Genomic DNA, 12,406 nt, shown 5'->3' with positions numbered 1-12,406 from the left:
CCCGCAAGCGCACGACCCGCAAGGTCGCCGCCACCCCGGTGGCCGCCGAGACGCCCGCGCCGGACGGCGCCGCTAGCGACGCCCCGGCGGGCGCCCCGGCGGATGCCCCGGCCGACGCCGTGGCGGACGCCCCGGCCCCGGCGAAGAAGACCGCGGCCCGCAAGAGCACGGCGAAGAAGACGGCGGCCAAGAAGACCGCCGTCAAGAAGACCACCCGTACCCGCAAGAGCGCCGCCGCGCCGGCCGCGGAGGCGCCCGAGCTCCCGCTGGACGAGCCCGCTGCCGAGCCCGCTGTGGAGCCCGTCGTCGAGGTGGCCGCCGCCGCCGACTCGGCCGTGCCCGACGACACCACCGCCGACACCACCGCCGACACCACCGCCGACACCACCGGGCAGCCCCCCGCCGAGGCCGCGGAGGAGCCCGCACCGGCCGCCAGCGCGGTGCCGCTCTTCCAGGCCCCCGTCGTGAAGAAGACGACCCGCAAGCGCACCACCCGTACCGTCGCCTCCGCACCGGCGACCCCCGCGGAGGAGGCCCCCGCGGAGGAGGCTCCGGTCGAGGCGCCGGTCGCCGAGGTGCCGGCCGAGGTCGTCGAGGAGGCCGCCGAGGCCGAGGTCGAGGCTGCGCTGCCCGTCGAGGAGGCCGAGCAGGCCGGCGTCGACGCCACGGACGAGGACGACGACACCGACGACGACGGTGAGGGCGAGAGCGGGTCCGGCAACGGTCGCCGTCGCCGTCGCCGCGGTGGTCGCCGCCGCCGCAAGGGCGGTTCCGGAGGCTCCGGCGACGGGGACCAGTCCGCGGAGAAGACCGACCGGTCCGACGCGGCCCCCGACGACCAGGACCCCGCCACGGACGGTGACGACGCGGCCGAGGGCGCCGGCACCGACGAGCAGGAGGACGGCCAGGACGGTCAGGACGGGCGGCAGCGCCAGGGGCGCCGCCGCAGCCGCGGTGGTCGTGGTGGCCAGGGCGGCCAGGGCGGCCAGGGCGGCCAGGGCGGCCGGCAGGACCAGGAGCAGACCGGTGAGGGCGGCGGGAACGCCGCCGACGAGTCCGCGGACACCGACGACGCCGACGCGAGCGAGGGCAACGACCGCGGGGACGGCGAGGGTGGCCGCAGCGGCTCCTCGCGCCGCCGGCGCCGTCGTCGTCGCGAGGGCGACGGTGGGGACGACAAGGGCGACGACCCGAACACCGTGACCCGGGTGCGCAAGCCGCGCTCGGCCGAGGACGAGATCACCGCGGTCAGCGGCTCGACCCGCCTCGAGGCCAAGAAGCAGCGCCGTCGCGAGGGCCGCGAGGCCGGTCGCCGCCGGGCGCCGATCGTGAGCGAGGCGGAGTTCCTGGCCCGCCGCGAGTCGGTGGACCGGACCATGGTCATCCGTCAGCGCAGCGACCTCACCCAGATCGGGGTGCTCGAGGACAAGGTCCTCGTCGAGCACTACGTGGCCCGCGAGTCGCAGACGTCGATGATCGGCAACGTCTACCTCGGTCGCGTCCAGAACGTGCTGCCCTCGATGGAGGCCGCCTTCGTCGACATCGGCAAGGGCCGCAACGCCGTGCTCTACGCCGGCGAGGTCAACTGGCAGGCGCTGGGCCACAAGGAGGGCACGGCCCGCAAGATCGAGTCGGTGCTGTCCTCGGGACAGACCATCCTGGTGCAGGTCACCAAGGACCCGGTCGGCCACAAGGGTGCCCGCCTGACCAGCCAGGTCAGCCTCGCCGGCCGGTTCCTGGTCTACGTGCCCGACGGCACCACGAACGGCATCTCACGCAAGCTGGCCGACACCGAGCGCAACCGGCTCAAGTCCCTGCTCAAGCAGATCGTGCCCGACAGCGCCGGCGTCATCGTGCGGACCGCCGCCGAGGGTGCCAGCGAGGACGAGCTGACCCGGGACGTCGACCGTCTCAAGGCGCGCTGGGAGGACATCGAGCGCAAGGTCGCCAAGGGCAACTCCCCGCAGATGCTCTACGGCGAGCCCGACCTCATGCTGAAGGTCGTGCGGGACCTCTTCACCGAGGACTTCGCCCGGCTCGTCGTGCAGGGCGAGGAGGCCTGGCAGACCGTCTCGGAGTACGTCGGGCACGTCGCCCCCGACCTCGCGGACCGGATCGAGCGCCACGAGTCCGAGACCGACGTGTTCACGACCTACCGCATCGACGAGCAGATCGCCAAGGGCGTCGACCGCAAGGTGTGGCTGCCCTCCGGCGGCTCCCTGGTCATCGACCGCACCGAGGCGATGACCGTCGTCGACGTCAACACCGGCAAGTTCACCGGCTCCGGCGGCAACCTCGAGGAGACGGTCACGAAGAACAACCTCGAGGCCGCCGAGGAGATCGTCCGTCAGCTGCGGCTGCGCGACATCGGCGGCATCATCGTGGTCGACTTCATCGACATGGTCCTCGAGTCCAACCGCGACCTGGTCCTGCGTCGGCTCGTGGAGTGCCTGGGCCGCGACCGCACCCGCCACCAGGTCGCCGAGGTCACCTCGCTCGGCCTGGTCCAGATGACGCGCAAGAAGATCGGCACCGGGCTGCTCGAGGCGTTCAGCCACACCTGCGAGCACTGCCAGGGCCGGGGCGTGGTCGTCCACGGCGAGCCGGTCGACCCGCCGCGCCAGGACGACGACGGCCGACGTCCCAAGCGCGGTCGCGACGGCGGCGGCAACAACGGCGGCGGTAACAACAACAACGGCGGCAACGGTGGTGGGACCGGCGGCTCGAACGGTGGCGGCCGCAACCGCGGCGGCAGCCGCGACGGCGAGCAGGGCGGTCGGGCGCCCTCGCCGGCCGACCTGGCCGCGATGGCCCGCGCCGCCGAGAAGGCTGCGGCCGACGACGCCCCGGCCGAGCAGCAGCCGGCCGAGCAGCAGCCGACGGCCTCCGACCCGGCCATGGCGCCGGGTGAGGTGACGCCGCAGGACAGCCCGGTGGCCGAGGAGGCCCCCGCGGTCGACGAGGTCACCGAGCCGGCCCCCGCGGTCGACGAGGTCACCGAGGCGGCCCCCGCGGTCGACGAGGTCACCGAGGCGGCCGCCGAGCCCGAGCCGGCACGGGTGGTGACGCGGTCGCGTCGGCGCAGTGCCAGCCGGCCCGCCGGTGGGCCCGAGCAGGGGGGCGAGCCCGTGGTGATGACCGCACCCGAACCCGCACCCGCGACGCCGGAGGAGCCGGTCGCCGAGCAGCAGGGCACCGACGAGCCGGCCCCGGCCGGCCCGCGCGTGGTCACCCGTACCCGTGGCTCGCGCCGACGCGGCGCCGCCGTGCCGACGCTCGACGACGCTGCGGCGAGCGGCGGGATCGGCGGCACCCCGCCGGACACCGGCCGGGTCGAGCCCGGCACCGCCGAGACCGAGCCGGGGCGCTCCTGACAGGGGCGCCACCGACCCCGGCAGGGCGACGTTTTGCGCTGGGCGCCGCGGGGTCCGTACTATGGACCCTCGGCGCACCAGGTGTGCGCCGCCGCTGCATGGCATCCCACTCCTCGCCCTCCCGGGGGACGTGCCGGCGTGCCGCAGACCTGGACTGAGTGTTCTGAACCGACGAAGGAGATCCGCGGTGTACGCGATCGTGCGAGCTGGCGCAATCCAGCAGAAGGTCGCCGTGGGCGACGTCATCTCGATCGACAAGATCGCGACCCCGGTCGGTCAGACGGCCTCGCTCCCGGTGCTGCTGGTGGTCGACGGCGAGTCCGTGACCTCGGCCGGCCTGGACAAGGCCGCGGTGACCGTCGAGGTCCTCGGCGCCACCAAGGGCCCCAAGATCATCATCCAGAAGTTCAAGAACAAGACCGGCTACAAGAAGCGCCAGGGTCACCGCCAGAAGTACACCCAGGTCAAGGTCACCGACATCTCCCTCTGAGACGCCGCCGGGCTCTCAGCGCAGAACAGCGAAGGATGTAACTCATGGCTCACAAGAAGGGCGCCGCGTCCACCAAGAACGGTCGCGACTCCAACTCCCAGTACCTCGGTGTGAAGCGCTTCGGCGGCCAGGTCGTCGGCGCCGGCGAGATCATCGTGCGCCAGCGTGGCACCCACTTCCACCCGGGTGCCGGTGTCGGCCGCGGCAAGGACGACACCCTGTTCGCCCTGGTCCCCGGCTCCGTCGAGTTCGGTCGCAAGCGCGGCCGCCGCGTCGTCAACATCCTCGCGGGTCAGTGACCCGCCCCGGGGGCCCTGCCCCGGGACCCCGGCCACGGCCGGACCTCGAAGGCGCTCCTGACCGGGGCGCCTTCGCGCATTTCACGCAGCACCACCCCGAGAGGAACCCCATGGCCGTCCCCACCTTCGTCGACCGCGTGCGGCTGTTCGTCAGCGCCGGTCGCGGCGGCAACGGCGTGGCGTCCGTGCACCGCGAGAAGTTCAAGCCCCTCGGCGGCCCCGACGGCGGCAACGGCGGTCCCGGCGGCTCGGTGATCCTGCGCGTCGACGCCGACGTCACCACGCTGGTCGAGTACCACCACAGCCCGCGCCGCACCGCCGAGCACGGCGGCCACGGCGCCGGCGCGCACCGCAACGGCGCCCACGGCGGCGACCTGGTGCTGCCCGTGCCGGACGGCACCGTCGTGACGCGCGCCGACGGCACCCCGATCGCCGACATGGTCGGTCCGGGCGCCGAGCTCGTGGTGGCCGGGGGCGGCGCCGGTGGCCTCGGCAACGCAGCCCTCGCCTCGACCAAGCGCAAGGCCCCCGGTTTCGCGCTGCTCGGCGAGCCCGGCGACGAGCTCGAGGTCGTCCTGGAGCTCAAGGTCGTCGCCGACATCGGCCTCGTCGGCTTCCCCAGTGCGGGCAAGTCGAGCCTGATCGCGGCCATGTCGCGGGCCCGTCCCAAGATCGCGGACTACCCCTTCACCACCCTGGTGCCCAACCTCGGGATGGTCACCGCCGGCGACACCACCTTCACCGTGGCCGACGTGCCCGGCCTGATCGAGGGTGCCAGCGAGGGCCGCGGCCTGGGGCACGACTTCCTGCGCCACGTCGAGCGCTGCGCGGCGCTCGTGCACGTGGTCGACACCGCCACCTTCGAGCCCGACCGTGCCCCGGTCGAGGACCTGGACATCATCGAGAACGAGCTGGCCCGCTACGGCGGTCTCGAGGACCGGCCTCGGCTGGTCGCCCTGAACAAGGTCGACGTGCCCGACGGCCGGGAGATCGCCGACATGGTCCTGGCCGACCTGACCGCCCGCGGGCTGCGGGTCTTCCCGGTCTCCGCGGCGTCGGGGGAGGGGTTGCGCGAGCTGGGCTTCGCGATGGCCGAGATCGTCCAGGCCGCGCGCACCGAGCGCGAGAGCGTGGTCGCCGAGCGGATCGTGCTGCGGCCGCAGGCCGTGCGCGAGGAGGACTTCAGCGTGCGCGCCACCGGCGCCGGCTGGCGCGTGCGCGGCACCAAGCCCGAGCGCTGGGTGCGGCAGACCGACTTCTCCAACGACGAGGCCGTGGGCTTCCTGGCCGACCGGCTCGACCGCCTGGGCGTCGAGCGCAAGCTGCTGGCGCTCGGGGCGGTGGAGGGCGACGCCGTGCTGATCGGTGACCCCGAGGACGCGGTCGTCTTCGACTTCCGCCCCGGGATGGACGCCGGCGGCGAGATCCTCTCGCGCCGTGGCGAGGACGTGCGCCTCACCGAGGACCGGCCGGCTGCGCGCCGGCGCCGGGCCATCGACGAGGCCATGCCCGACCGCGGGGAGAACGAGACCCGCGCCGACGTCGCCCGCCGCTACGACCGGGGCCCGACCTCCTACGAGATCGGCTCCGACGCGGACCCGGACGCCGCCCCCGCCGACCCGGCGGGCCCGGGCGGCTCCGAGCGATGAGCGTGGCGCCCTCGGGCGCCCGGCCGGAGGTCGTCGCGGCGCGCCGGGTCGTGGTCAAGGTCGGCTCGTCCTCGCTGACGACGGCCGCCGGGGGCATCGACCCCGACCGGGTGCGCGCGCTGGTCGACGTCGTCGCCGCGGCCCGCGACCGCGGGGTCGAGGTCGTCCTGGTCTCCTCGGGCGCCATCGCCGCCGGGCTCGCCCCGCTGGGCCTGCGCCGGCGCCCCAGCGACCTGCCCTCCCAGCAGGCCGCGGCGTCGGTCGGCCAGGGCCTGCTGGTGCACCGCTACACCGAGGAGCTCGCCGGTCACGGCGTGACCGCGGGACAGGTCCTGCTGACCGCGGACGACGTCGTGCGGCGCACGCACTACCGCAACGCCCACCAGACCTTCGCCCGCCTGCTCGAGCTCGGGGTGCTGCCGATCGTCAACGAGAACGACACCGTGGCCACCAGCGAGATCCGGTTCGGTGACAACGACCGTCTCGCCGCCCTGGTCGCCCACCTCGTCCACGCGGACCTGCTGGTGCTGCTCAGCGACGTCGACGGCCTGTACGACGGCCCGCCCGCCGAGGCCGGGTCGCGCAGGGTCCCGGTCGTGGAGTCGGTCGAGGACCTGGGTGGGGTCCGGCTGGGTGCGGCCGGCACGGCCGGGGTCGGCACCGGCGGGATGCGCACCAAGGTCGACGCCGCGATGATCGCGACCGGCGCCGGGATCCCGGTGGTGCTCAGCGCCGCCCCGCAGGCCGCCGAGGCGCTGACCGGCGCCGACGTGGGCACGCTGTTCCGGGCCACCGGCCGGCGTCGCCCGACCAGGCTCCTGTGGCTGGCGCACGCCACCGAGCCCCAGGGCCGCCTCGTGCTCGACGCCGGTGCGGTCCGCGCCGTCACCCAGCGGCACACCTCGCTGCTCGCGGCCGGCGTGACCGGTGTCGAGGGGGCCTTCGCCGCCGGCGACCCCGTCGACCTCGTGGACCCGGCCGGAGCGGTGCTCGCCCGGGGACGGGTCGGCTTCGACGCCGACGAGCTCCCGGCGCTGCTCGGCCGCTCGACCCCGGACCTGGTGGCCGAGCTCGGCCCGGCGTACGACCGCGAGGTCGTGCACCGCGACGACCTCGTCCTGCTGTAGGAGGTCCCGGGCGTTCACCGCGGCGTCGCCGGGGCGACGCGTCGGGACGGTCGGTGGTGGCCACCGGGTCGGTACGTTCGCAGTCATGCCGACGCCCCCCGCCGTGGCCCGCGCGGTGCTGGTCGTGGTGCTCGTGCTCCTGCTGGTGCCGGCCGGTGCGCTGACGGTGCTCCGGTTCACGGACCCGTCGGCGGGGCTGCTGGTGCAGGCGCAGGCGTTCACCCCGTTCGCCCTGGTGCCCTACGCGCTGGCGGCGGTGGTGCTCGGCGTCCTGCTCGCCCGGCGCGGCCCGCGGCGGCTGGTGCCGGCCGGGGTCGCGGTCCTGGTGCTCGCCGCGGCGGGCCTGCACGTCAGCTGGCTGCTGCCGTCCTACACCGGGGAGGGGCGCGCCCCGTCGCCGGCCGCCGGCCCCGGGGAAGGGGTGGTCGTCCTCAGTGCCAACCTCTACTTCGGGCGCGGCGACGGCGCCGCGGTGGTGCGCGAGGTCGCCGGGCGCGACGTCGACGTCCTGGTGGCCAGCGAGGTCACCCCGCGCACCCTGGCCGCCATGGAGGACGCCGGGCTCGACGACCTGCTGCCGCACCGGGCCGGGCGGACGGGGGAGACCTACGAGGGCACGATGGTGTTCTCCGCCGAACCCTTCGAGCGGGTGGAGCCCGTCGCGGGCACGCGGTTCGACAACCTGCTGGTGCGCACCGGCGGCCTGGACGTGCTGGCGGCCCACCCGGCCGCCCCGCTGGACCCCGACGACTGGGCCGACGACCACGCCGTGCTGCACGACGTGGTCGTCGCGGAGCGGCCCGACGTGGTCGTCGGCGACCTCAACGCGACCCTGGACCACGCGCCCGTGCGGGCCCTCGTCGCCGAGGGCTACCGCGACAGCGCCGAGCTGCTGAACACCGGGTTGACGGCCACCTGGCCGGTCAACGGGTTCTTCCCCGTCCTGGGACGGCTGCCGCCGACGGCACCCATCGACCACCTGCTGCTGGCCCCGGGGTGGACCGCCACCAGCACGGGGACCGTCGCGGTGCCGGGCACCGACCACCTGGCGATCGTGACGACCGTGGTGCCCGCGTAGTCTGGTCGGTGCGATGTCCGAAGTCCTGCCGCGCCCCGAGGCGAGCGTCTACCTCGACCACGCCGCGACCACGCCGATGGTCGAGGCCGCGGTCGGGACGCTGGTCGCGCGGCTGCGCGAGGTCGGCAACGCCAGCTCCCTGCACGCCTCGGGCCGACGGGCCCGACGGGTCGTCGAGGAGGCGCGCGAGTCGCTGGCCGGGTCGCTGGGCTGCCGCCCGGGCGAGGTGGTCTTCACCTCCGGCGGCACGGAGTCCGACAACCTCTCCCTGAAGGGCCTGGCCTGGGCCCGACGTGCGGCCGACCCCCGCCGCGTCCGGCTCCTGACGACCGCCGTCGAGCACCACGCGGTGCTCGACCCGCTCGACTGGCTGGCGACCGACCAGGGCGCGGTCGTCGACCACGTCGCGGTCGACCACCGCGGACGCCTCGACGTGGACGCCCTGCGGACGTGCCTGGAGCGCGACCCGGGGTCGGTCGCGGCGGTGTCGGTGATGTGGGGCAACAACGAGGTCGGCACCCTCCAGCCGCTCGACGACGTGGTCGCCCTCGCCGCCGAGCACGGCGTGCCGGTGCACACCGACGCCGTGCAGGCCGTCGGCGCCGTCCCGGTGGACTTCGCCGCCTCCGGCGTCGACGCCCTGACCCTGACCGGCCACAAGGTCGGGGGCCCGTACGGCGTGGGCGCCCTGCTGGTGCGCCGGGAGCTGGACCTCACCTCGCTGGTCCACGGCGGCGGGCAGGAGCGCGACGTGCGCTCCGGGACCCTCGACCCGCCCGCGATCAGCGCCCTGGCCACGGCCGTCGAGCTGGCCGTGGCCGGCCAGGTCGAGCACGCGGCGCGGATGTCGGTCCTGCGCGAGCGCCTGGTGCGCGGGGTGCAGCAGGTCGTCCCCGAGGCGGTCCTCAACGGTGCGCCCCTGGACGACCCCGGCGCCGGCCTCCCGGGCATCGCCCACCTGTCCTTCCCCGGCTGCGAGGGCGACTCGCTGCTGATGCTGCTCGACGCCCGGGGCATCGAGTGCTCGACCGGCTCCGCCTGCTCGGCCGGCGTCCCGCAGCCCTCCCACGTGCTGCTGGCGATGGGGCGCGACGAGCAGCTCGCCCGCAGCTCGCTGCGCTTCTCGCTGGGCCGCACCTCGACCGAGGCAGACGTCGACGCGCTCGTCGCCGCGATCGGCCCGTGCGTCGAACGGGCCCGCGCGGCCCGCCGGTGACCGCCCACACCGGCCCGGGCCCGCTGCGGGTCGTCGCCGCCATGTCCGGCGGCGTCGACTCCGCGGTCGCGGCGGCGCGCGCGGTCGAGGCCGGTCACGAGGTCACCGGCATCCACCTCGCGCTGTCGCGCAACCCCGCGTCGTACCGCTCCGGGGCCCGGGGCTGCTGCACCGTCGAGGACGCCAACGACGCGCGCCGGGCCGCCGACGTGATCGGCATCCCGTTCTACGTCTGGGACCTCTCCGAGCGCTTCCACGCCGACGTCGTCGAGGACTTCATGGACGAGTACGCCGCCGGCCGGACGCCCAACCCGTGCCTGCGGTGCAACGAGAAGATCAAGTTCGAGGCCGTCCTCGAGCGCTCGCTCGCCCTGGGGTTCGACGCCGTCGCGACCGGCCACTACGCGCAGCTGCGTCGCGCGGGCGACGGCACCGTCGAGATGCACCGGGCCGAGGACCACGGCAAGGACCAGTCGTACGTCCTCGGCGTGCTCGACCAGCGCCAGCTCGCGCACTCGCTGTTCCCGCTCGGCGACACCCCGAAGGCGAAGGTGCGCACCGAGGCCGCCGAGCGCGGGCTGCTGGTCGCCGACAAGCCCGACTCGCACGACATCTGCTTCGTCGCCGACGGCGACAACGCCGGCTGGCTGCGCGAGAAGCTCGGCGAGCGCGCCCCGAACGACGGTGGCGACATCGTCGACGACGCGACCGGGGAGGTCCTCGGCCGCCACGACGGCACTTACGGCTTCACCGTCGGCCAGCGCAAGGGCCTGCGGATCGGTCGCCCGGCCCCCGACGGCCGTCCCCGGTTCGTGCTCGACATCGAGCCGGTGTCGGGCACGGTGACGGTCGGCCCGCACGAGCGGCTGGCCGTGGACCGGCTCACCTGCACGCACCCCCGCTGGTGCGGTGCGGCGCCGGGCCTCCTGCGCGGCACCGTGCAGCTGCGCGCCCACGGCGCGGAGCTGCCGGCGGTCGTCCGGGTCGACGGGGACCGGGTCGAGGTCGAGCTGCTCGAGCCGGCGTACGGCATCGCCCCGGGCCAGACCGCGGTCGTCTACGACGGCACCCGCGTGGTCGGCAGCGCCACGATCGACCGCACCGGCACCGCCGCCGGCGCGTCACCCCAGGAGGAGCAGCGATGACCCACGCGACCGCGGTGGGCTCGATGCCCGGCGAGGACCAGCGGTCCTTCGACCACGCCGTCGGCCTGGTGCTCGGCGAGCTGGTCGGCCAGCTGCCGCACCTGCCCGAGGTGCCGGGCCGGGGTGCCGGCGCCGCGATGACCGGCCGCGCGCTCGCGCTCGTGGCCGAGCTCGGCGCCGACCTGCAGCCGGCGGGCTGGCGGCTCACGGGCCAGGGCGCCTCCGGGGTCGACCAGCGGCGGGCGCGCAGCCTCGTCGGCCAGGACCTCGACAGCCTCGAGGAGCAGGCCCAGGGCCTGACGGGGGCGTTCAAGATCCAGGTCACCGGGCCGTGGACCCTCGCCGCCACCGTGGAGCGTCCGCGCGGCGACGCGGTCCTGGGGGACCACGGGGCGCGCCGCGAGCTGGCCCAGGCGCTGGCCGAGGGCCTCGTCGACCACGTCGCCGACGTCCGGCGCCGGCTGCCCGGCGTCGAGCGCCTCGTCGTGCAGGTCGACGAGCCGGCGCTCCCGTCGGTGCTCGGCGGGCGGGTGCCCACCGCGTCGGGCCTGCACCGGCACCGCAGCGTCGACCTGCCCGAGGCCTCCGACACCCTGGCCGCCGTGCTCGCCGCGGTCGTCGCGGCCGGGGGCGAGCCGTGGGTCCACGCCTGCGCCCCGCGTACCCCGCTGGACCTGCTCCGCGGCGCGGGAGCCCGCGGTCTCGTCGTCGACCTCGACCAGCTCGCCGCCGAGGACCACGACCAGCTCGGCGAGGCGCTCGAGGCGGGGGAGTCGGTCGTGCTCGGCGTCCTGCCCCCGACCGACCCGGCCACCCGACCCTCCGACAAGGACGTCACCGCGCGCGTCGAGCGGTGGCTGGAGATGCTCGGGCTCGACCCCGAGGTCGTCGGCGACCAGCTCGGCGTCTCCCCGTCCTGCGGCCTGGCCGGCGCGTCGGCCGGGTGGGCGCGGGACGCGCTGCGGCTCGCCGCGGCGACCGCCCGCAACCTCACGCCGTAGGGCTGCTCAGGCCTCGGCGACCGGACCGCGGGTCGGGCGCCGGGCGAGCAGGCGGCGGCCCGCGACCACCGCCGGCACCCCGAGCAGGGCCAGGACGAGGGCGAAGGGCAGCAGCGCGCCCGCCACGACGGCGACGCCCGCCCCGAGCCGGCCCAGGGCCTGCCACCCGTCCTTCAGGCCGCCCACGAAGGCGAGGTCGTCGTCCTCGGGCCGGGGCGGTGCGGCCTCGTCGTCGGCCTGCTCGAGGTAGACGGTGATCGTGGACAGCGTGGTCTGGTCCTGCAGGTAGGCCAGCCGCCCCTTCAGCGAGTCGAGCTCGGCCTGCCGCCGGCTCAGCTGGGCCTCGATCGCGACGATGTCGCGGAGGTCCTCGGCCTGGCCGAAGAGCACCTCGACCCGCTGGAGGCTCTGCTCCTGGGCCCGGATGCGCGCCTCGGTGTCGATCACCTCGCCGGTGACGTCCTGGGCCTTGCGGGTGGACTCGGTGACCGTGCCGAGCCCGCCGATGCCGGTCATCGCGGCGTCGAACTCCTCGCTGGGCACCCGCAGCTCGACCCGGGAGAGCCGTACCTGCCCCTCGTCGCCGGCCGTGGTCCTCTCGTCCGCGACCGACCCGCCGTAGGTGTCGAGCAGCTTGTCGAGGTCGAACCGCGCCCCGGCGACGTCGTTGCTCTCGACCGTCAGCGTGCCGGTCTGGATGATCGCGGGACCGGTGGCGGGATCGGCGGCGGGACCGGTGTCGGCCGCCTGCTCGACCGGTGCGGCGCGCCGCGCGTCCGAGGCGACGTCGAGGGACGACGCGCTGTCGGACAGCGCGTCGGAACCGACGCCGGCCCGCTCCTCGCGCACCTCGGTGTCCGCGGCCACGGACCCGGCGGACGACGACTCACCGCCGCCCGAGGAGCAGCCGGCGAGCCCGAGCCCGGTCGCGAGGAGGAGGGCCAGGCCCAGGGACGGCAGGCGCTTCACGGTGGTGCCGGTGGTGGTCATGCCGGTCCGACGGCCGCGGCCTCGTCCCGGTTCCGCC

Annotated in this window: 9 protein-coding genes and 1 pseudogene; 9 read left to right on the top strand and 1 reads right to left on the bottom strand. The window is 75.6% G+C overall.

Annotated features, from left to right (window positions below; translation table 11 throughout):
• Window positions 1-812 precede the first annotated feature (812 nt).
• The 9 genes and pseudogenes from ENKNEFLB_RS23235 to ENKNEFLB_RS16630 all read left to right on the top strand — a co-directional run.
• Window positions 813-2,696: pseudogene (locus ENKNEFLB_RS23235) on the top strand (Rne/Rng family ribonuclease); the annotation flags it as partial.
• A gap of 865 nt (window positions 2,697-3,561) precedes the next feature.
• Window positions 3,562-3,864, top strand: a complete 303-nt coding sequence (gene rplU, locus ENKNEFLB_RS16665; protein WP_160008619.1) for a 50S ribosomal protein L21 — start codon at window positions 3,562-3,564, stop codon at window positions 3,862-3,864.
• A 44-nt stretch (window positions 3,865-3,908) separates the two neighbouring features.
• Complete coding sequence (gene rpmA, locus ENKNEFLB_RS16660) at window positions 3,909-4,163, top strand: 50S ribosomal protein L27 (protein ID WP_214056410.1); 255 nt, start codon at window positions 3,909-3,911, stop codon at window positions 4,161-4,163.
• A gap of 110 nt (window positions 4,164-4,273) precedes the next feature.
• Window positions 4,274-5,812, top strand: a complete 1,539-nt coding sequence (gene obgE / locus ENKNEFLB_RS16655; protein ID WP_214056409.1) for a GTPase ObgE — start codon at window positions 4,274-4,276, stop codon at window positions 5,810-5,812.
• Window positions 5,809-6,939: a glutamate 5-kinase gene (proB, locus tag ENKNEFLB_RS16650; protein ID WP_214056408.1), complete on the top strand. Its 1,131-nt coding sequence runs from the start codon at window positions 5,809-5,811 to the stop codon at window positions 6,937-6,939. Before obgE ends, proB begins: the two co-directional genes overlap by 4 nt.
• A gap of 85 nt (window positions 6,940-7,024) precedes the next feature.
• Window positions 7,025-8,017 (top strand): endonuclease/exonuclease/phosphatase family protein, encoded by a 993-nt coding sequence (locus ENKNEFLB_RS16645; RefSeq protein WP_214056407.1) that lies wholly within the window; start codon window positions 7,025-7,027, stop codon window positions 8,015-8,017.
• 13 nt (window positions 8,018-8,030) lie between these two features.
• Window positions 8,031-9,233, top strand: coding sequence for a cysteine desulfurase family protein (locus tag ENKNEFLB_RS16640; protein WP_214056406.1), 1,203 nt, complete (start codon window positions 8,031-8,033; stop codon window positions 9,231-9,233).
• A 23-nt stretch (window positions 9,234-9,256) separates the two neighbouring features.
• The gene (mnmA, locus tag ENKNEFLB_RS16635; RefSeq protein ID WP_214059547.1) at window positions 9,257-10,378 is read left to right on the top strand and encodes a tRNA 2-thiouridine(34) synthase MnmA; all 1,122 of its coding nucleotides are present in this window, start codon (window positions 9,257-9,259) and stop codon (window positions 10,376-10,378) included.
• The gene (locus ENKNEFLB_RS16630; protein ID WP_214056405.1) at window positions 10,375-11,379 is read left to right on the top strand and encodes a uroporphyrinogen decarboxylase/cobalamine-independent methonine synthase family protein; all 1,005 of its coding nucleotides are present in this window, start codon (window positions 10,375-10,377) and stop codon (window positions 11,377-11,379) included. The genes mnmA and ENKNEFLB_RS16630 overlap by 4 nt, the downstream gene beginning before the upstream one ends.
• Before the next feature lie 6 nt (window positions 11,380-11,385).
• Here ENKNEFLB_RS16630 and ENKNEFLB_RS16625 read toward each other — a convergent pair whose 3' ends face one another.
• A complete protein-coding gene (locus ENKNEFLB_RS16625; protein ID WP_214056404.1) occupies window positions 11,386-12,369 on the bottom strand; it encodes a DUF4349 domain-containing protein in 984 nt (327 codons plus the stop codon).
• Between the last annotated feature and the right edge of the window lie 37 nt (window positions 12,370-12,406).

Origin of the sequence: Nocardioides aquaticus (genome assembly GCF_018459925.1) — a bacterium.
In the GTDB taxonomy this organism is placed as follows: Bacteria; Actinomycetota; Actinomycetes; order Propionibacteriales; family Nocardioidaceae; genus Nocardioides; species Nocardioides aquaticus.
The sequence above is the reverse complement of the archived record's forward strand: the minus strand, read 5'-3'. Positions and strand labels throughout refer to the sequence as shown.